Source organism: Nostoc sp. DSM 114159 (genome assembly GCF_053470285.1).
Genome location: NZ_JBPFEH010000001.1, coordinates 4768685 through 4787485, shown reverse-complemented (window position 1 = coordinate 4787485; position 18801 = coordinate 4768685). Strand labels below are relative to the sequence as shown.

20 protein-coding genes and 1 pseudogene are annotated in these 18801 nt (G+C 41.7%); 13 read left to right on the top strand and 8 right to left on the bottom strand.

Annotated features, from left to right (window positions below):
* Positions 1 to 224 precede the first annotated feature (224 nt).
* The 10 genes from ACR5KR_RS19775 to ACR5KR_RS19730 all read left to right on the top strand — a co-directional run bounded on the left by ACR5KR_RS19775 (position 225) and on the right by ACR5KR_RS19730 (position 9183).
* Positions 225 to 470: a Calvin cycle protein CP12 gene (locus ACR5KR_RS19775; protein WP_445630854.1), complete on the top strand. Its 246-nt coding sequence runs from the start codon at positions 225 to 227 to the stop codon at positions 468 to 470.
* A 477-nt stretch (positions 471 to 947) separates the two neighbouring features.
* Entirely contained in the window at positions 948 to 1544 is a 597-nt protein-coding gene (locus tag ACR5KR_RS19770; RefSeq protein ID WP_322673383.1) for a DUF3177 family protein, read from the top strand.
* Positions 1545 to 1580: 36 nt separating this feature from the next.
* Complete coding sequence (locus tag ACR5KR_RS19765) at positions 1581 to 1877, top strand: DUF7734 family protein (RefSeq protein ID WP_448267703.1); 297 nt, start codon at positions 1581 to 1583, stop codon at positions 1875 to 1877.
* A 191-nt stretch (positions 1878 to 2068) separates the two neighbouring features.
* Positions 2069 to 2974: a hypothetical protein gene (locus ACR5KR_RS19760; protein WP_448267702.1), complete on the top strand. Its 906-nt coding sequence runs from the start codon at positions 2069 to 2071 to the stop codon at positions 2972 to 2974.
* A 90-nt stretch (positions 2975 to 3064) separates the two neighbouring features.
* Positions 3065 to 3403 (top strand): DUF433 domain-containing protein, encoded by a 339-nt coding sequence (locus ACR5KR_RS19755; protein WP_448267701.1) that lies wholly within the window; start codon positions 3065 to 3067, stop codon positions 3401 to 3403.
* The gene (locus ACR5KR_RS19750) at positions 3397 to 3747 is read left to right on the top strand and encodes a DUF5615 family PIN-like protein (RefSeq protein WP_448267699.1); all 351 of its coding nucleotides are present in this window, start codon (positions 3397 to 3399) and stop codon (positions 3745 to 3747) included. Before ACR5KR_RS19755 ends, ACR5KR_RS19750 begins: the two co-directional genes overlap by 7 nt.
* A 157-nt stretch (positions 3748 to 3904) precedes the next feature.
* On the top strand, positions 3905 to 5020 hold the full coding sequence (cbiD, locus tag ACR5KR_RS19745) for a cobalt-precorrin-5B (C(1))-methyltransferase CbiD (protein ID WP_448267698.1): 1116 nt from the start codon (positions 3905 to 3907) through the stop codon (positions 5018 to 5020).
* A gap of 223 nt (positions 5021 to 5243) precedes the next feature.
* Positions 5244 to 6863 (top strand): glutamine-hydrolyzing GMP synthase, encoded by a 1620-nt coding sequence (gene guaA / locus ACR5KR_RS19740; protein WP_445630862.1) that lies wholly within the window; start codon positions 5244 to 5246, stop codon positions 6861 to 6863.
* Between the two features lie 778 nt (positions 6864 to 7641).
* The gene (locus ACR5KR_RS19735; protein ID WP_448267697.1) at positions 7642 to 8046 is read left to right on the top strand and encodes a response regulator; all 405 of its coding nucleotides are present in this window, start codon (positions 7642 to 7644) and stop codon (positions 8044 to 8046) included.
* Between the two features lie 303 nt (positions 8047 to 8349).
* On the top strand, positions 8350 to 9183 hold the full coding sequence (locus ACR5KR_RS19730; protein WP_448267696.1) for a class I SAM-dependent methyltransferase: 834 nt from the start codon (positions 8350 to 8352) through the stop codon (positions 9181 to 9183).
* Between the two features lie 201 nt (positions 9184 to 9384).
* Here ACR5KR_RS19730 and ACR5KR_RS19725 read toward each other — a convergent pair.
* A pseudogene (locus tag ACR5KR_RS19725) lies at positions 9385 to 9654 on the bottom strand (cation transporter dimerization domain-containing protein); the annotation flags it as partial.
* 114 nt (positions 9655 to 9768) lie between these two features.
* Positions 9769 to 10383: a TetR/AcrR family transcriptional regulator gene (locus ACR5KR_RS19720; protein WP_448267695.1), complete on the bottom strand. Its 615-nt coding sequence runs from the start codon at positions 10381 to 10383 to the stop codon at positions 9769 to 9771.
* An 84-nt stretch (positions 10384 to 10467) separates the two neighbouring features.
* Here ACR5KR_RS19720 and ACR5KR_RS19715 point away from each other — a divergent pair, with 84 nt between their 5' ends.
* Both ACR5KR_RS19715 and ACR5KR_RS19710 read left to right on the top strand, forming a co-directional pair.
* On the top strand, positions 10468 to 11235 hold the full coding sequence (locus ACR5KR_RS19715; protein ID WP_448267694.1) for a 3-oxoacyl-ACP reductase family protein: 768 nt from the start codon (positions 10468 to 10470) through the stop codon (positions 11233 to 11235).
* 325 nt (positions 11236 to 11560) lie between these two features.
* Complete coding sequence (locus ACR5KR_RS19710) at positions 11561 to 11914, top strand: hypothetical protein (RefSeq protein ID WP_322682320.1); 354 nt, start codon at positions 11561 to 11563, stop codon at positions 11912 to 11914.
* Positions 11915 to 12587: 673 nt separating this feature from the next.
* Here ACR5KR_RS19710 and ACR5KR_RS19705 read toward each other — a convergent pair.
* The 3 genes from ACR5KR_RS19705 to ACR5KR_RS19695 form a co-directional block, all read right to left on the bottom strand.
* Positions 12588 to 12824 (bottom strand): DUF4327 family protein, encoded by a 237-nt coding sequence (locus ACR5KR_RS19705; protein ID WP_094347157.1) that lies wholly within the window; start codon positions 12822 to 12824, stop codon positions 12588 to 12590.
* Positions 12825 to 13753: 929 nt separating this feature from the next.
* Positions 13754 to 14173 (bottom strand): 30S ribosome-binding factor RbfA, encoded by a 420-nt coding sequence (rbfA, locus tag ACR5KR_RS19700; RefSeq protein WP_445630866.1) that lies wholly within the window; start codon positions 14171 to 14173, stop codon positions 13754 to 13756.
* 112 nt (positions 14174 to 14285) lie between these two features.
* Complete coding sequence (locus ACR5KR_RS19695; protein WP_335001152.1) at positions 14286 to 14492, bottom strand: DUF751 family protein; 207 nt, start codon at positions 14490 to 14492, stop codon at positions 14286 to 14288.
* 165 nt (positions 14493 to 14657) lie between these two features.
* Here ACR5KR_RS19695 and ACR5KR_RS19690 point away from each other — a divergent pair, with 165 nt between their 5' ends.
* Positions 14658 to 15515, top strand: coding sequence for a DNA adenine methylase (locus tag ACR5KR_RS19690; RefSeq protein ID WP_448267693.1), 858 nt, complete (start codon positions 14658 to 14660; stop codon positions 15513 to 15515).
* Here ACR5KR_RS19690 and ACR5KR_RS19685 read toward each other — a convergent pair.
* The 3 genes from ACR5KR_RS19685 to ACR5KR_RS19675 form a co-directional block, all read right to left on the bottom strand.
* The gene (locus ACR5KR_RS19685; RefSeq protein WP_445630868.1) at positions 15487 to 15963 is read right to left on the bottom strand and encodes a PD-(D/E)XK nuclease superfamily protein; all 477 of its coding nucleotides are present in this window, start codon (positions 15961 to 15963) and stop codon (positions 15487 to 15489) included. The two genes, ACR5KR_RS19690 and ACR5KR_RS19685, sit on opposite strands and share 29 nt — an antisense overlap.
* Positions 15964 to 16373: 410 nt before the next feature.
* Complete coding sequence (locus ACR5KR_RS19680; RefSeq protein ID WP_445630869.1) at positions 16374 to 17591, bottom strand: HetZ-related protein; 1218 nt, start codon at positions 17589 to 17591, stop codon at positions 16374 to 16376.
* Between the two features lie 405 nt (positions 17592 to 17996).
* Entirely contained in the window at positions 17997 to 18656 is a 660-nt protein-coding gene (locus tag ACR5KR_RS19675; protein ID WP_322694998.1) for an L-threonylcarbamoyladenylate synthase, read from the bottom strand.
* Between the last annotated feature and the right edge of the window lie 145 nt (positions 18657 to 18801).

Below are 18801 nucleotides of genomic sequence, written 5' to 3'. Positions count from 1 at the left end.
GCATCTAAATATATTGTATGATTATTTATCTATGCTACTAATTCCACAAAATCTTAAAAAATAAAGGTAAATGCATTATAGATAGAGTAGCTTGCTGTATTGGTTATAAATCAATGGCTAAAAAACTAACTTCCCATCGGCTAAATGGTTAGAATGGTTATTAATCAAGCGAAAAACTGCCATTTTCTATACTAGTATTAACAACACACAACGAGATTAAAGCAATGACCAACATCCAAGAAACAGCAAAAAGCAATATCCAAGAGCAAATCCAACAAGAAGTGGAACAAGCGCGTACTGTCTGCGATCTTAACGGTAGTAACTCACCAGAGTGTGCTGCGGCTTGGGATGCAGTAGAAGAATTGCAAGCCGAAGCTTCCCACAAGCGCCAAAACAAGCCCAAAAATTCTCTAGAACAGTATTGTGATGACAACCCAGAAGCAATTGAATGCCGGGTTTACGACGACTAGAAATTGAGATAACTGGATTTTCTGTTGTTTGGTGAGCAAATAACCAGTATTGACTAAAAAAGACGCCTAGAGTGGAGGACGTGGAAACTCACCAATGTCCTCCACTCGCAAGCGTTTTTGGAGCTACTGATTTGAGTCGGGGAAACAAAAAATAAATTTCTTATTTGAATCAATAGGTTTCTTCCAAAGGGATAAGTTGCGATTTTCATCAATTAAACAACCAATTAATTGGCACTAGGGGCGTACATGTGTACGCCCCTATAAATTTTTTGTAATACTCGTGACTTCTAGTCATACGAGGTTCAATAAACTATTATCAAGAAGAATTCAGGATGAATTGGAGTCCGACTGACTCCTGAATAAAAGGGTTTAATACCCCTGCCTTATTTAGTAGTCTACAATCAGGTATTAGTATAAAATCGAACTTGATTTATTCAGACTCCTGACTTCTTCTTTATCTATTGTTTGAGAAAAAATATGGACTATGATATTTGGTTTCGACCTTTCGTCTGGATTGATTACCGACTGGCAGTATTATTCCTGGTAATTATTCCGCTAATTCTTCTAATTTGGGCATTTGTACAAAAAGCGGAAGGCATACAACGCTTATTGGCTATATACTGGCGAGTATCAAGCTTGGTGGCAATCACGGTTTACTTAATGATTGCCCAGTATCCAGTTAGCTTTATCTCTGGGTTGATAGCTCAGATTTTGATCCCGATTTCGTTGTGGTTCTGGGTGGATATCAACGACGAAATTGAGTATCAAACCAGTGGTTCTTTGAAATTGATTTTTACTTCTTGGCGCTGGGCGACAACTGTTTATTGTTTTTTGGGCGCACTAGCATTTATACCTTTTTTGGGTTGTGCTTTTTCTGGCAATATGCTGAAGACTCCCTATTGTCGTGTCTGGTTCGAGGCTCCGTTGCTATTCAAAGAATATTTTCATGCTAACAGCAAGGCTGAGTTTTTAGGTTTTCTTGGCATAACTAGTTTAGTAATTTATGTGCTTTACTTGAGCTATTTTGTTTTGATTAAGCTGGGCAAACAAGGACGTTCAGCCACACCACAGTAACCGTCGTTGCGCCACCATACCCCTACTCTAAAAAAAATGAATTCCATTGGTAAGCGACTGGAACAATACACCGCTAAACGCACCAAAGAAGTCCTACTTGTAACGGTGGAAATTGCCGATGAGCAAGATACGATTGCTGTTTTCAAAGGCTTTTCCAGTTCTTTGATGCGTCCAACGGCATTTGATGCAGATGTACCTGTTCTACCAGATGGGGCAAACATCCTCAACATTGACCGAGTAGCCAGTCCTTATAATCCTGAAGCACCCCGTTATATTCAACAAGGAATTTCTTGGGAAGCTATGGAAGTTCTATTATCAGAAGTAGGTGTTTAACTAATTCGTAATACTTCGGCTCCCAACTCTTGGAGAGGCTGCACTTCGACTACGCTCAGTGACCACGCCAACGACTTCGCTCAGGGCAAGACGCTCAGTACAAGTTCGTAATTCGTAATTCGTAATTTTGCCAAAAGGCCTACTCTATTCTGTCATTATTTTAGTTCAGTGACGATCGCCAGTTGCAAAAAATGCTTCCGCTATCACCTATTGCTGAATTGAATTCCGTTGTAACCGACGGAAACATTGTTGCATTCAATGTTGGTTTCGATGAAATGGTTTATGTCGTGCTTGCTGTTCAACCACTCGATTACCGGACTGAACAGCCAGGATGGGCAAGCTTTGCAAAAACGACTCCAGATACTCCGCAGAGTTACCGCATAATCGCTTTTCAAGAAGATAGGCTAACACTCGACATCGATATTGCAGAAGAACAATTTAACATTCACGATATTCAACCTCTTCCTGCAAAAGAGATACTGCTTGTATGTGCCCGTTGTCATTACAAAAGTCCGAATGATTTTGAAAGAAACGGTCGTATTTATAGCCTTGGTGGAAAATTTAGTCGAGAAATCCTGCTTGGCGATGGCATCCAATCTGTTCAAGCAACTTCAAACGGAACCATTTGGACTAGTTTTTTTGATGAAGGAGTTTTCGGGAATTTTGGTTGGGATGAGCCAATTGGATCGTCTGGGCTTGTTGCATGGGATTCAACGGGAAATAAAATATACGATTTTCAGCCAACGGATGGCTTAGATTCCATTTGTGATTGTTATGCATTAAATGTGGAATCTGATACAGATGTCTGGTTGTACTATTACACAGAATTCCCACTCGTTCATTTACATCATAAGAAAATTCAGTCGGTGTGGAATATGCCTATTTCGGGCAGTGATGGTTTTGCTGTTTCTGGTAGTCGAGCCTTATTTCGTGGAGGATATGATGATCGAGATACGTATCATTTGTTTTCTCTGAACAACAATGGCAAGGTCAAACTACTCAAACAACTCAAGTTTACAGATGAGGCAGGACAAACAATTATTGCAGAAAGTGTTGTAGGTAGAGGAGGATCTCTATATATTCTCAGTAATGGATGAGTGTATCGGGTATTTGTATGGGCAGTCTAACAATGTGCTTTCAGCAGACCAAGGTTTGCTACTATCAAAGCAATGAATTGGAAGGCATTCATGACACTATCGATTATGCCTGAAGTTGCTCCTCTAAAATCGAATGAGGATGGTGTAGTTCTCGTCAGTAAAACCCGCGTTACATTAGACACTGTGGTTGCTGTCTTTAAGCAAGGCGCGACAGCTGAGGAAATTGTTTATCGCTATCCGTCGCTCAATTTGGCTGACATTTACGCTACGATCGCCTTCTACCTCAATCATCAACTGGAAGTAGAAGCCTACTTGCAACAGCGACGCCAGCAATCACAAGAGATTCGGGCAATAAATCAAGCGAATTTTGACCCACAAGGCTTACGCGATCGCTTGCTTGCCCGCAAAGCAGCACAGGAAGCATGTTAAAATTCCTTGCGGATGAAAATTTCGATAATACGGTTGTTAGAGGATTGTTCCGCCGTAGCCCGAAAATCGACATCGTTCGTGTACAAGATGTTGGACTATCAGGCAAAGACGATCCAACTATCCTGGATTGGGCAGCCCAAGAAGGATGTATCCTGCTTACCCATGACGTTTCTACAATTACTCGCTATGCATACGATCGAGTTAGGCAAGGTCAGACCATGCCAGGAGTTATCGAAGTCAGCCTAGATGCACCCGTCGGGCGCGTCATTGAAGATATTCTTGTACTTGTAGAGTGTAGCCAGGAGGGAGAACTAGAAGGTCAAGTTCAGTATCTACCCTGGTAAAGCGGTCTAACAAAGCGATGAAGCGGACACCAAAAGCCGTTGGCGTGGATGCAAAGAATATCTGCTGCCGATCGTCTTAGCCGTTATCCTGAAGAAAGCAAGCTATCTGAAACTGTCTTTAATTTTGAACAATTCTTTTGACTGTTGAATTTACAAAATGTCCCGTTCTGGATACACACTACCAGTATTTGCCTGCGCTGCTGCTGTCGCTGCTTTACATTGGTTACACGATCGCAAATCCCTAACTTTTGCCTCTATAGATTTGATTGAACCGGCTCAAATAGCCGAAATCCCCATTGAACAGGTAGCAGGACTGTCTAATAATACAGCTTTGGCGATCGCTCGCAGCGATCCCGGTGATAATCTCGATTTAACTAAAGATACACCCATTTGGGCATTGGTGGAATGGCGAGAACAGGGTGATGATGCTGTCATTATTAAAGGTGGGGAAGGAATTGGCAAACAGGCGAATGCTGATGACAAACCAGCTATTTATGCTTATGCTCAAAGGCTCTTAAAAGAGAATTTGCAACGGATACTAGCACCAGGGGAAAAAATCACGGTGACGATTATTCTACCCGAAGGGCGATCGCTTGCTGTGCGAACTTCAAATTCTGCTTTTGGTGTGGTTGAAGGACTTTCCCTTTTAGGCACAACTGGTATTTCTCAACCCTTAAGTACGCCAGATCAGCTTGCGGTTTTTCGGGCGGAATTACAAAATAAAGCCAGTCGTTTTACAACTTTAGTATTCTGTATTGGCGAGAATGGCCTAGATTTGGCGCGTAAACTAGGGATTAACCCCGAACAATTGGTCAAAACTGCTAACTGGCTGGGCCCAATGTTAGTAGAAGCTGATCTGCTGGGTGTAAAAGAAATTTTATTATTTGGCTATCACGGTAAGCTGATGAAGCTGGCTGGTGGGATTTTTCATACCCATCACTACTTAGCTGATGGACGACGGGAAATTTTGGCAGCCCACTGTGCGATCGCTGGTTTAAAATCACCAGATATCCAAGCTGTATTTAACAGTGCAACTGCTGAAGCAGCACTAACACACCTAAAATCCTTAGATACTGCAACTGGTAGTGATTGGGTAAATAAAGTTTACAGTGCGATCGCCGAAACTATCGATGTTCGTGCCCAAGAATACATTCAAAGTCATAGCGAAAGCGGCAAAAAAGTAACAGTTTGTGGCTCTATTCTCTTCGATCGCGATCGCAAAATTATCGTGAAGAGTAAAACTGCTCGTCTGTTAATGGGAAAATTATGTTAATTTATTATGAATAATCGTAAACAATCCAAATAAATAATCCTTTAAGTAACCACTCTAGGGTAAGTTATCGTTTTAATACCATCTCCGACTCAGGGAATAGACAAACGCACATAAACTCGCGTTTGTAAAGGCTCTCTATACCATTATTAGCCTACCCAGGCTAAATAATAGCATCATCATAGACCACAAAGCATCTACCCTTTACAGACATAACACTCCCGTCATGAATACAGCGGTGATACCAACAGAACAAGCGCCCCAAACATTGGAAACTTTTGGGCGGCTCGATCGCCAATTGATTGTAATTCTGGATTTTGGCTCTCAATATTCTGAACTGATTGCCCGTCGCATCCGCGAAACTCAAGTATACTCGGAAGTTTTATCCTATCGCACTACTTCTGAACATTTGCGCCAACTCAATCCCAAGGGAATAATTCTCTCAGGTGGCCCAAGTTCAGTTTATGGTGATAACGCTCCCCATTGTGACCCAGAAATCTGGAATTTGGGAATACCCATTTTGGGTGTTTGCTATGGGATGCAATTGATGGTAAATCAGCTTGGTGGAGAAGTGGCAAAAGCCGATCGAGGTGAATACGGCAAAGCTTCATTATATATTGACGATCCCACAGATTTGCTTACTAATGTTGAAGATGGCACTACCATGTGGATGAGTCATGGAGACTCAGTTATCCAAATGCCATCAGGGTTTGAATTGTTAGCACATACAGAAAATACTCCCTGTGCTGCTATTGCTGACCACGAAAAGAAACTTTACGGCGTTCAGTTCCATCCAGAGGTAGTGCATTCAGTTGGTGGTATAGCATTAATCCGTAATTTTGTCTACCATATCTGCGATTGCGAACCCACTTGGACAACAGCGGCTTTTGTTGAAGAAGCAATTCGAGAAATTCGCGCCAGAGTTGGTGAAAAGCGAGTGCTATTAGCGCTGTCTGGTGGAGTGGATTCTTCTACTCTGGCTTTCTTGCTATACAAAGCGATTGGCGAGCAACTGACTTGCGTGTTTATCGATCAAGGCTTTATGCGAAAATATGAGCCAGAGCGATTGGTAAAGCTATTTCGAGAACAGTTTCACATTCCTGTTGAATATGTTAACGCCCGCGATCGCTTTTTGGCTAAAGTTGCTGGAATCACCGATCCTGAAGAAAAACGCCGCCGCATCGGACACGAATTTATCAGTGTATTTGAGGAAACATCCAAGCGCCTCGGTCACTTTGACTATCTAGCTCAAGGAACTCTTTATCCAGATGTGATCGAATCTGCGGACACCAACGTCGATCCCCAAACTGGTGAGCGGGTAGCGGTGAAAATTAAGAGTCATCACAATGTTGGCGGTTTGCCTAAAGACCTAAGATTTAAATTGGTCGAACCACTGCGGAAACTGTTTAAAGATGAAGTCCGCAAACTTGGACGTTCCATTGGTTTACCAGAAGAAATTGTTCAACGGCAACCTTTTCCTGGGCCTGGTTTAGCAATTCGGATTCTGGGGGAAGTTACATCTGAGCGGTTAAATATTTTGCGCGATGCTGATTTGATTGTGCGGCAAGAAATTAACCAACGCGGTATGTATCATGATTTCTGGCAAGCATTTGCTGTATTGCTACCGATTCGTAGTGTTGGCGTTATGGGAGATCAACGTACTTACGCTTACCCCATTGTTTTGCGGATTGTTACCAGTGAAGATGGCATGACTGCTGATTGGGCAAGAGTGCCTTATGATGTCCTGGAAGTGATTTCTACTCGAATTGTGAATGAGGTAAAAGGGGTGAATCGCGTGGTTTATGACATCACCTCTAAGCCACCTGGAACCATTGAATGGGAGTAATCAAGTTTTGAGTTGACTTAACTAAAAGCTGATTACTTTTTACTACGGTTCAGATTACTTGCAGGAGTTGAGATTCACATACAGCAGTTTGCAAGTTAATAGTTAGGTGCATTACTTCTGACTCTTAATTACTAACTGAATCTAGAGCCTCTGCTGCTTCATTTCAATAAGCTTAAGGTTTATTGATGTAGATAATTGGTCTTTAAAGATGCGAGAAATTGCGTCTCTACATCTAGGTTTTGAGCCGATCTGAACTGTATTGATTTAAAAATGACAATGCCAACTTGACTAGTTTTAAGATTCGGCATTGTCTATTTTTTTGACTTTTTTCAAGCTCCATCAAAATCCAAACCCAATACTTTTCGGGTTTTGGGGAAGAGAAAGGGAAAGGGTTTGAATTTACCTTTACCCCTTTGCCCTTTTACCTTACCCCAGACCAAAAAAGAGATTATTGGGTTTATCCGAAAAGTATTGAATTCAAACCTGTTAGTAATAAAGCAGTCAGTAATTAGCAAGATTATTTTTAAAATTTAACGAATAGTTAAAGTTAATTTTTTAATGTAAAGGAATTTAAACAATAACATAATTTTATCCAGTCAATAATTATAAATATCAGTGAATAATTAAGCATCAATTGGATGGTGACTAGACAAATTAAGTTATATTTTAGGAAAATAGGCGCGATCGCAGTAAAATTACCAATGGTATGGTGATAGAGATAAAAAATAAATAGCTTATTAGAAATACATTTCATTCGATCAACATTAATGGAGATGTTATGGAACCTGCCCTTTCCCTTGCTGGCTTAAACATCCTCGTAGTTGATGATGATGATGATAGCCGCTTTTACATTACTACTGTGTTGGAAGCTGATGGAGCCACCATTATGGCAGTTGCATCGGCAGCGGTAGCATTGAAAGTATTACCTGAGCTGCAACCAGATGTCTTGATTTGTGATATTGCAATGCCTGATGAAGATGGCTACACCCTTATCCGCAAGATCCGGGCACTAAAGCCTGATATTTATGGAAAACTTCCAGCGATCGCTTTAACTGCTTATGGTGATAGCGAATATCGTAGCCGTGCTTTGGAAGCGGGTTTTCAGACTCACGTGGCTAAACCTGTCGATCCTGGAGAACTAGTTGCGATCGTTGCAGAATTGGTTGCTTCTTATGAGAGTTAATACAAATATGCAGTCAGTTGTTGACAACTATTTATCCGAACATGATATAAGTCAAATTTTCGTCTTTAGTCAGAGGTAGAAGGTTTTTGATCGCAGATTTGCATGACACTAATCAAATAAACATTACCTACTTAATAATCCCAATAATGCTTATCCTATAAACACTGTAAGCCAAAGCCTTCAGCATTGTTTCATCCCCGAAAGCTGATTATTTTTTAATAGGATAAAATTATCAATTGCTATTGTTACTGATGTCATGTATAAACTAAAAGTAGCTTGTATTGTCGTTGGAGAGTTTAACTTATGGTTAAGGAAACTTTTACAGATCCCTCTGCAAACTACAAATTTACTGAAGATAATTTTGCTGTACCAGATGAAGCCTTTTCCCTGAAATACTTTGAGGCACAAGTCATAAAATCCGAACAGTACTGGAGTCGCTTTGGTGGTCGTCCAGACTTATCCGGTAAAGTTGTCCTTGAGATTGGCTGTGGACATGGCGCACTGTGCATTGATGCAGCCATTTCTGGAGCGCGACGGGTAATCGGTCTTGACCTCATAAGTAGCCGGATCGATTTTGCGCGCCGTATCGTAGCGGAACGCTACCCAGATATTGCCAACAGAATAGAGTTTCATCACTTGAATATTGACAATCTGACGACCCTTGACGGCCAGGTTGATATTGTAATTTCCAAAGACACTTTTGAACACATTATGGGCATAGAGCGAGTTCTTCTTTCAATAAAACGAGTTCTACGGCAAGGTGGCTTATTGATAACTGGTTTTAGTCCGCTTTACTACAGTCCTTTTGGCGATCATGGATATCACGCAATCGGAAAGCGCATCAGGCTACCGTGGGCGCATCTCATTATTGGCGATGAGCGTGTTGTTGCAGCTTATAATAAATATCATCCCGGAATCGAGTGTCATTCGATCTATGACCTTGGACTCAATAAACTCAAGCGCCGCGACTTCCTGAAAGCCTTCGATCAAGCCGGATTTGTGATTGTTAGCGAGACTACAAATGCTCTTAAAGGGGCTTCCAAATTGATGCCGTTGTTTCGCTTTCTGAGTAAAATTCCTGGACTCGAAGACTATACAACAGTCAACAATATGTACGTTATAGCCCGTAAGACCTAGTAACTCATCTCTATGGTGTACGCACAAGTCTTAAAATCCTTAATTTGATCAGATGCAAATGTTTAGTAACCAAAGTTTTGAGTTTATTATCAATAATCTGACATTATTGATAATAAACTTAACGGAAAATCAAGTATTTTAAAAGTAATTTTCTGTTCTTTTCCCTCTATTTGATTCCCAACTCGACTTGTGTGTACACAACTATTTAGATCCAGTTTCAAAACTAATTTGCTCAGATTTATATGCTGGTGGCTCGACGTGAATTAAAATTCTCACTGGACGAAATCGTTCTTCTAATCGGCTTTCTACTTCTTCAGCGATCTGGTGGGCAGTTTCTACATCTGATGCATCCACTATTAAATGCATTTCAATGAACACTTGACGACCAAGAAGGCCGCGAGAAGCGATCGCGTGACAGTTAATTACACCTGGAACAGAAGTTGCGATCGCGTGTATTGCTTCTGGTGCGAGATAAGGATAAGAAAGCTCATAGTTTATTCAGAAAATGGTCAAAATTTGAGCAGCGAAATCTGACAGTTTCCACCTTAAATGTCCATACAATATCAAATAGGTGTTATATGTAGCCTATTGAGGCCATGCTTGCAACGCTGTCTCCACAACCTGCAGGAGTTCCGTTCGGGTAGCTCCGGTTGCCGCCAGAACTGATATTCCACAATTGACTGTCACGACAAAGCGAGCGAGAGCCGCTGGATCGGAATCAGCCGACAAGTCCCCCTCCAAAATCGCCTGCTCGAAACGCTTACGCACAGAAGCTTCACTCGATTCTCGGCGTGCAGACAATTCCTGCCGGATCGGATCGGCTGGATCTCCGCATGAAAGCGTGCCATGAACCCAGAGACATCCGGGTGGATTGTGCGGATCGGTTCCTAAGTCAACGACCCCGTGCATCATCCGCTCGGCGACCTGGCGCGCAGTTGGCTCTTTGAGAGCCTCACGAAGATAGGCTGATGGCCCGTCGGCATAACGAGCCAGCACTTTGCGAAATAGAGATTCTTTGTTCCCAAAGGCAGCGTAAAGGCTAGGACGATTAATGCCCATAGCCTCGGTCAGATCCGAGAGGGATGTGCCTAGATAGCCCTTGCGCCAGAACACATACATTGCACGATTGAGCGCGTCATCGGTATCGAACTCGCGGGGTCGGCCTATGGCCGCAGTGATTTTTTCCTGTTTCATACTCATCAGTATAATAATTTCTTGACAGGCTTACCCCCATGCTTTATATCTATACCAGACGATACAAAACTTTAATCACAAAAGAATCCTATGAGCAACAAAAAACTTAATGGGAAGGTGGCATTGGTAACAGGTGGCTCACGCGGTTTGGGGGCAGCGATCGCTAAACGTTTAGCACAAGATGGGGCAGCTGTCGCCCTCACCTACACTAGCTCGCCGCAAAAAGCCGATGAGGTGGTGCAAGCGATCGAAACAGCAGGTGGACAAGCCAAGGCTCTTCGCGCCGACAGTGCCAACGCTGAAGCGGTGAAAAATGCTGTCACCGAGACTGTAAAAGCTTTTGGTCGTCTCGATATCCTCGTGAACAATGCCGGGATCGCCACCTTGGTCCCAATTGACCAGTTCTCACTGGATGATTTTGACCGAATCATCGCAGTTAACATTAAGGGCGTGTTTGTGGCAACTCAAGAGGCTATCCGCCATATCGGCGAGGGCGGACGAATCATTATGATTGGCAGCGTCAACAGTGACATCATGCCATTTGCTGGTGGTTCCGTCTATGCTTTGACCAAGGGTGCGATGCCTACGGCGGGCTGCGCCAACGCTAGTTTTACACGCGGTCTTGCCCGCGATCTCGGCTCTCGTGGCATCACGGTAAACAATATCCAACCCGGCCCGGTAGATACCGACATGAACCCCGCAGACGGTACATTTGCCGACACCATGAGAAGTATTACTGCCCTCCAGCGCTATGGTCAAAGTGAAGAAGTAGCCGACATGGTTTCCTATCTCGCCAGTGCAGAAGCCGGTTTCGTTACTGGTGCAAGTCTGAAAATTGATGGCGGCTTCGCAGCCTGATTCAGCGGTAACAAAACGACCAAGTAATACTGTGATTGCAAGCTAATGAAAGCCTGTTACGTAGTAAGCATTTCAGTGCAAACGGGTTCGTTAGTCGCTCATGGGGGAAACCCCTTTGGCGCTAGCCTCTACTCTTGGGAGAAGACCGCGCTAACTCACTACAAACTTATTTACCCAAGACAAAATACTTGTCTTGACAGACTAACGAATTACGCGCAATGGTACTAATGGTCTTGCAAGAAGACACCGCAAACTATCAGAGTGGGATTCAGACCCCTTCTTCCGGTAATATAACTACTTATCAAGAAGTTTTAATAAAAAAAATATGTCTTCAATTCCTCTAACATTGAATTTAATTGAGGGTTCAGTCTCTTTCAGTTTTTCAGCCCAAGCAGCACGAGAATTAAAGGCAGCAACGGATCAACTGATGGAACGCCTAAAAGCGATCGCCGCTAAACCTACTCCTGGCGGTGGTAGAGTCACTCCCCAGCCTCCCCTGGAATATCGTTATACGGGTGAAGTATTTTTAGAAGTTTTTTGTAATCCTAATATCTGGCCAACACCCTTCGCAGCCAAAGTTTTGCTGACTGTCCGCAATGTCAACATTCGCTTGACTACTGAGGCTGAACTTACTCGCATCATTGAAGACATTAATCAATATTTAGAGCAAGTAGGATAATAATCAAGTGAAGGAGGCAGGAGGCAGGAGAGGGAGGCAATACTGCACGCTTTGTGGATTTTTAATTCAGAATTGGGTTTTGGGAAAAGGTTAAAGGGTAAAGGTTAAAGGTTTTTTCTTTCCCCTTTCCCCTTCCCCCAAAAATGTCAAGATGATTTTTTATGCTTTGCAAGATTTTTTCTGAAAAAATACTATAAAAATAAAAATTTTGAATTTTGCGAAAGTTGAGCCAGTTGCTTGCGGAGGTTTCCTGTATTATCGCAACTGCTGACGGTTAGCCTTTACTTAGCAAACTTTTCAAGGCTGATTTTGGCTTTTAACAGCAAGCAGACAATCGCTTCCTTTAAGTCAGGGATGCAATAAATTGCGAGTCAAAAGCGAAGTTCCTACACTTCTATCGGATCGATGTAGGAACTTCGCAGAATCTATATACTAAACTCAAGCTGTGACACCAGATGTACAGAACAAATGGTTTTGATGCCTTCTTTAACTTGAAAAGTTGTATAAGTTCAGACTCAAATGCTTCTGTATTAATCAAAAACGCAAGATTCTGTATAGGGCAATGCTCATTCAAAACTAGAGATTATCCGCCAGATTGAGTGTTGAATCTTTGATGGCGACATCCACACATCAAAAACAAACTCCCAATCCCAAACCGGAAATCCAACATTGATTAGTCGTTGTCCCACTGTTCGCGACCAATTAGGTCGCCAATGCGATCGCGTAACAAAAAGTCACATTTCTCTAATTCACATTCAACGCAAACCCACTCTCTCGCTGGAATGTATTGGCAGAGGCTATATATTGGCTGTTGTCGGCTAACCATTCCCTTTTGCACCAGTCGGCGTGCTTCGTCTTGAATCACATCTAGAGAGTAGTAATTGATAGAAGGCACCGTATTCACACTCATGGTTTTTACTCACAAATTAACACTTACGATAGTGTTCCCGTTAAAAATTAGGAACAAACATTACAGAAATTAGACTTGTGGCTAACATTTTGTAGTTTGCTATACGGAACTATTTTTATTTTGACGCTACATCTCCTGAAATTATCTCAAGAAATGTTAAGAAAGTCAACGAATCCTGACATTCGTCGAAAATCCGCTTTACAAAAAAAATTCCAAGTAGTTAACTTAACCTGCTTATGTAACTGTATGGTTTTGATGCCACAAGTCTGAAAGTCTTGCCATTAGTGTATTTAGGCAAGATTTGGTGGGTGGAAAGGGTTTATATCGTTATCGCTTACATATCAAATAATCACCTTAAAAGTTGGATCTATAACTGCGGGTATTCATCTAAGGTAAGCAACACAATAATATTTGTCAGTTATTAGGGTATAAATTGTTGCAAAACATAACGGACAAAGTATACTACGAAGGCTTGAACCATAGCATCTGCTAACAATTTCTTAAGTAAGCCTGTAATTTCTTAGTTAATTTCAGCACTAACACCATCCAATTTTCTTTTGAAAAACATCTGTAAAAGGGTCGAGTAATACTCTAATTCATAATCAGGACACACATAAACAGGAGTCAGAATTTCAGAATTAGTGAATATTCCACCGATCGAGGAATGGAGTTTTAGCAAGGAAGAATAGACATCTTGCCAAAGTAGCTTTTGCTTTCCGGTTGGAGAAAGGTTAAAGGTTACTGGGTTTGAGAAAATTCCATACCTTTACCCTTTAACCCTTCCCCTTTTCCCCGACAAATGCCAAGAAGTGTTTTGCTGAATTAGGTTATGTTCACATTAAAACAGACGCGATCTAGTCACGTCTGTAAACTGTTTGGCGGATTTGCTGAGATTAATTGTTCTGAAGTTACATTGTTGTTTTAGTTACTTATTCGGAGAATTCTTCATCATTTTGAACAGCGCTGTCTTCTACTGCTACCAGATTTTCTGACGGGCGATCGTGGTTAAGTTGGTTTAGTAGTGCCAATACTTTATTACCGCGTTCTATAGAGCGATCTTCGAGAAATATTACCTCTGGTGTACGACGTAGCCGTATCCGCGCCCCTAGTTCGCTGCGGACATAACCTGTCGCCGACTTTAAACCGGCCATTGTTTCTACCTTAGCTTCATCCGTACCATAGATGCTGACGTAGATTTTGGCGTGTTGGAGATCGCCGGAAACATCAACATCAGTAACACTGACCATTCCAGTACCCACACGGTCATCCTTAATTCCGTTAAGCAGCATTTGGCTAACTTCCCGTTTGATCAGTTCAGCAACGCGGGAAACCCGACGATTTGTAGCCATAAAAATTTCGCCTCATCACAGAGGTTGTACGACAAAATATAAATGCAAGTTGGGTTGACAGTACTTAGCGAGAGCAACCGTCTATGGGGCACAGCCCCTATATAACCCTAGTCTAGATTGGACTCAAGCCCAGCATTGCCCGTAGGGTAAAAGTAAGGAAGACTAGGCCGCTCACAAATAAACCCAAGATAGCGATCGAGGTGACTGGGCGTTTCAACAATGGCACTAATGGCGCAAAGGTGTTCAGAAACAAGCCTAAGACGATCGTAATTAAGTATCGGGGGTAGCGAAAAACGTTATCCCAAAATCCGTCAAACATCTGAATGTAAACTGCCTTGTTATATACTTACGTTTGTTTTGATATGCTTTATCTACTCAATTGTAATATATGCGGCTAGAAAATTAGCCAGTTAATCTAAAATTTGGCTTGTCGGTTATATTGGCTTTATTTAGTCATGATTATTTTCCGTTAAATTGTAAGTAAATGGTTATTCAAGTCTCAAAGGAAACTAGCCCGCGTCCATTTTTGAAGTGGGCAGGGGGTAAAAGTCGGTTGATACAGCAATATATTCCTTATTTTCCTAAGAGTTATAAAAATTACTATGAGCCATTTTTAGGTGGGGGTGCTGTTTTTTTCTATCTTCAACCAAGTGCAGCTATTTTAACTGATATTAATGCCGAATTAATTAACACTTATTGTTGTGTTAGAGATCGGGTTGAGGAATTAATTTCTCTATTAAAACAGCATAAAATCCGACATAATAAAGATTATTACTATAGTATTAGAAATAATTCTAGTGGTACTGATATAGAAAAAGCTGCTCGTCTAATTTATCTTAATAAGACTTGTTTTAATGGTCTGTATCGAGTCAACTCACAAGGTAAATTCAATGTGCCATTAGGCAGATATGAAAATCCCAATATTTGTGCTGAAGTTTTACTAAAAGCAGCCTCAGAAGCACTTTCCCATGCAGAAATTAAACAAGCAGATTTTACAGAAGTCCTAAATCATGCGACTAGCAGTGATGACTTTGTATTTTTCGATCCGCCCTACCATCCTATTAGTGATACTAGCTATTTCACTGCTTATAGTCAAAATTGTTTTAGTCAAAAAGACCAAGAACTTTTAAGAGATACTTGTGCAGAGTTAGCAAGTCGTGGTGTCAAAGTTATGGTATGCAATTCTGATAGCGAATTTATTAACAAAATTTATGCTGAGATCAATTTTGAAACCTATAAAATTAAAGCAGCACGTTCAATTAACTCGAGCATCAAAAATAGAGGACTGATTAACGAACTATTAATTACATCTTTTAAAGATTTTTATTTGCCCAAGCAATGAATCTATCTAAGCTATAAACTGCTAATAAATTATGGTTATCATCAACTCTTGCTTTTAGCCATTTACTTGCGCCTTCTCGCATACCTTCACCGCCTAAAATTACGATAGTTGGTGCTGGGTAATAGTGCTGAATATTCATGTTCAAGTAAGGAAATTTTTCATCAACTGAACCAGGGCTTTCTTGCCATTTGCACTCAAAAATTAAACCAGATGGCATTACAGATGAGCCAATAACATAAAAATCGACCTTCAGATAGGTATGATAAATTCCAGTTCCAATATAAACTTCTTTGCCATAACGTTTTGGCAATAAAGTAGCATTTAGTATAAATTCTTTTTGGACATAGTTCCCTACTTGGAAATAATTATGCCCATGCAAGATTGCTTCTACATTTGCTTCTAAAATATTCCCAGACTTATTTGCCCGTCCGCCTTGAGTCAGAGCCATCCTAAATTCCTCTGCCAAAAGTCCTGCTTATTATAGGATTTCACAGAAGCAGGAAAAAAGGGGCAGTTGCTTAATATGAATTTTTGATTTTGACGTAAACAAGGTTGGATTAATGGGTGCAAAATCGGAAAATATTGGTATTTTTGTACTAAATAAATACAAATGTATTAATAATTTGGATGAAGAAGGAGTTAATAATTTAGATAAATTCAGATAAGAGTTATTTGTGGAAGATTCCGGCGAATTGAGGGGTGAAATTTAAACGCAGAGAGGCGCAGAGGGAAGCGCAGAGGTACGCAAAGAATTCGCTACGAATTAATGAAATTTTCTCCTTTGTCTATAAGCTAAATTCGCGCTCCTCGTCCCAGTCATAAGCTTTGATAATGATTTTTAGTTATTTCACTTTGGCTTCAACCTGTTTGTGCTTCAGTATGACCGTTGCGGATAGACCATGCTAGTTCTAAAAGTTGAGTCCAGCGTTTTTGTAGCTGTTTGGGGGTGCATTTGATAGCTTTGGCGATCGCAACGTCGTTTTCCCGTGCAGTTTTTAACTCTAATATTTGCTGTTGCTGTTCTGTGAGTTGATTTACAAAGATTTCCCACTGCTGGGAAGATAAACCCAACTTTTGCTCTAAACCCGCGCCTAACCATTGATGTACTAATTGCCAATGGTGTTGTTTGGCAAACTTTTCTACGTGGTATTTAAACCGTTGTTGGAGATAATCGCGCTGACGGCTAGTTAAACCGAGAATTTGGTCAATTTCTGGAGCTGAGAGGTCTTGAAGTTTCAAGCTGAGGTAGTTCATACAATCAGATTGACCTTGAGACTCCAGATATTTCATCAATTCAGTGATGACGCGATCGCGTTCTGATTCTTCAGATGGATCGAAATTAGTTTGGGCAATCATTTGCGATCGCAGTTGTTGCACCGCCGAGTTACGCTGGTAAGATTCTGCTTCTTCACCCTTAGCAGACTCTACCGCCATTTCAATATCCACGGTAGTTTCTTGGGGCTGACGACGAGCAAAACCTTGGGCGCGCAAGATAATCAATTGCTGATTTGCACCACCAGGTAAATTGATCCGGCGTTTAGCATACTGTTCTGTAAAAGCCATATATTCAGCTAATTGCAACTGAGTACGCGGCGTGTGATTCTCTGGTAGTTCGTTTTCTCTACGGAAAGCTTTGATGGCTTCGATATAAAATGCTTGTAAAAAATCTTCAATCAGGCTGTAACGAGCATCAAAGCCCAACTCCGAACCGGATATAGTGACATGACGGTAAACCATAGCACCCAAATTGCTATGTAATTCCACCCGCCCTTGTTTGGAACCTAGTTGGTAGTAACGTAAGCATTTTTGCATCCGATGCCTTCCCAACGTCATCTGCCAGGACTTGATTTCCCCAGATGTTTGAATGCGGGAGCTTTTATCGCAAATGCGTTCTACTTCTACGGCTATGCGCTTTGCTAAAGCTTCTACACACTTGGGTGTTGCTTTCACTTGTGCTTGCATTTCCTCAGACAGCAATCGAATCAAGCGATTGCTGCTATCTGAAGATTCTTCATTTGAAACGTGGTTCTCAAAAATGGGTGTAGAGTTTGGTAGACTGACGACGTTAGCTTTCATGACTTTTCCAGTAGTATTGCACCGTAATTACAACGCAGACACAGCAATCAAGACCGTCCAAGGCTTGTGAATTTTTAAGCATTCATCCATCAAGACTTGCCGTATATAATGCTCACATCTAAAGCTCATATATCAAAACTATAGGAAATACGAAAGAGTTACAGTTATGGCAATGTGTCGCTTTTCTTCACAAGCCACCATCTCAACGCTGGCACACGAGTACCCGCCATTTTCTGAAAGTTGTCAAATACCTTACTGTGCCAAGTTTTGCCACCATCCTCTTATATCCACTGCCTCACACAACAGCCGATCGTAGACATCGCTTTTAAATATGACAATTTTAAAACTGGAGTTATTTCGATCGCAATTTCCGAAACCGAGAGGTGCGCCTGTGAAGTGGAATTCTTATACCCATGCTGCTGCTGTTTCCCAACCTAAACCCCTCCGTATAATTGCTGCTTCGTCTCCGGTCATATCTAAGATGGTAGATACTTCAAATGTAGGTTCCTCGCCAGTGTCTACAATTATGTCTACCAACTTGTCCAAACGATCGAATAGCTCTACCCGCGACTGAATCGTTTCAGGATCTATCCGAATCATGCCATTATCTGCTTCATCTGGTGGCAGATGTGCTGAAGTTGAAATAATCGGATTGCCCAAGGCTGCCAGCAACTCCAAACACACAGTATGGTTTGGTACTCTAATTCCAGTAGTTTTCCGCTTGGGGCTTTGCACCAATCGCGGTACTAACTTCGTAGCTGGGAGTAAAAACGTGTATGGTCCTGGAATCAGGCGTTTCATAATCCGATAGGCTGTGTCACTTACGAAGGCATAAGTTGCCACATTTGAAAGCGAGGGACATAAAAATGTCAATGGTTTATCGTTTGCTAGCTGTTTAATTTGCCGCACTCGTTCTACCGCCGACTTGGCATTCAAATCACAACCGATCGCATAGACTGTATCAGTAGGGTAAAGCATGACTGCGCCACTAGAGAGCGCCGACTTTATTTCCTCTATTCGGCGAATTTGAGGATTATCCGGATGAACTGGGAAAATTTTTGCCATAACTCGGTGAGTGGGATTGGGGAGGGGGAGCAGAGGGGCAGAGGGGCAGGGGAGACAAGGGGACAAGGGGACAAGAGGACAAGTTTCTCCTTTTCTCCCCCCTCTTCCTTGTCTACCTTGTCTCTTCTCCATGCCCAATGCCCTA

Bases quoted from the DNA above. Each gene is read 5' to 3' on its own strand.
- cbiD (WP_448267698.1), top strand. From the start codon at position 3,905: ATGTCCCGTTCTGGATACACACTACCAGTATTTGCCTGCGCTGCTGCT.
- ACR5KR_RS19680 (WP_445630869.1), bottom strand. From the start codon at position 17,591: ATGAAAGCTAACGTCGTCAGTCTACCAAACTCTACACCCATTTTTGAG.
- ACR5KR_RS19765 (WP_448267703.1), top strand. From the start codon at position 1,581: ATGAATTCCATTGGTAAGCGACTGGAACAATACACCGCTAAACGCACC.
- ACR5KR_RS19775 (WP_445630854.1), top strand. From the start codon at position 225: ATGACCAACATCCAAGAAACAGCAAAAAGCAATATCCAAGAGCAAATC.
- ACR5KR_RS19735 (WP_448267697.1), top strand. From the start codon at position 7,642: ATGGAACCTGCCCTTTCCCTTGCTGGCTTAAACATCCTCGTAGTTGAT.
- ACR5KR_RS19675 (WP_322694998.1), bottom strand. From the start codon at position 18,656: ATGGCAAAAATTTTCCCAGTTCATCCGGATAATCCTCAAATTCGCCGA.
- ACR5KR_RS19710 (WP_322682320.1), top strand. From the start codon at position 11,561: ATGTCTTCAATTCCTCTAACATTGAATTTAATTGAGGGTTCAGTCTCT.
- ACR5KR_RS19755 (WP_448267701.1), top strand. From the start codon at position 3,065: ATGACACTATCGATTATGCCTGAAGTTGCTCCTCTAAAATCGAATGAG.
- ACR5KR_RS19730 (WP_448267696.1), top strand. From the start codon at position 8,350: ATGGTTAAGGAAACTTTTACAGATCCCTCTGCAAACTACAAATTTACT.
- ACR5KR_RS19770 (WP_322673383.1), top strand. From the start codon at position 948: ATGGACTATGATATTTGGTTTCGACCTTTCGTCTGGATTGATTACCGA.
- ACR5KR_RS19750 (WP_448267699.1), top strand. From the start codon at position 3,397: ATGTTAAAATTCCTTGCGGATGAAAATTTCGATAATACGGTTGTTAGA.
- ACR5KR_RS19690 (WP_448267693.1), top strand. From the start codon at position 14,658: ATGGTTATTCAAGTCTCAAAGGAAACTAGCCCGCGTCCATTTTTGAAG.
- ACR5KR_RS19685 (WP_445630868.1), bottom strand. From the start codon at position 15,963: ATGGCTCTGACTCAAGGCGGACGGGCAAATAAGTCTGGGAATATTTTA.
- ACR5KR_RS19760 (WP_448267702.1), top strand. From the start codon at position 2,069: ATGCTTCCGCTATCACCTATTGCTGAATTGAATTCCGTTGTAACCGAC.
- rbfA (WP_445630866.1), bottom strand. From the start codon at position 14,173: ATGGCTACAAATCGTCGGGTTTCCCGCGTTGCTGAACTGATCAAACGG.
- ACR5KR_RS19720 (WP_448267695.1), bottom strand. From the start codon at position 10,383: ATGAGTATGAAACAGGAAAAAATCACTGCGGCCATAGGCCGACCCCGC.
- guaA (WP_445630862.1), top strand. From the start codon at position 5,244: ATGAATACAGCGGTGATACCAACAGAACAAGCGCCCCAAACATTGGAA.
- ACR5KR_RS19705 (WP_094347157.1), bottom strand. From the start codon at position 12,824: ATGAGTGTGAATACGGTGCCTTCTATCAATTACTACTCTCTAGATGTG.
- ACR5KR_RS19715 (WP_448267694.1), top strand. From the start codon at position 10,468: ATGAGCAACAAAAAACTTAATGGGAAGGTGGCATTGGTAACAGGTGGC.
- ACR5KR_RS19695 (WP_335001152.1), bottom strand. From the start codon at position 14,492: ATGTTTGACGGATTTTGGGATAACGTTTTTCGCTACCCCCGATACTTA.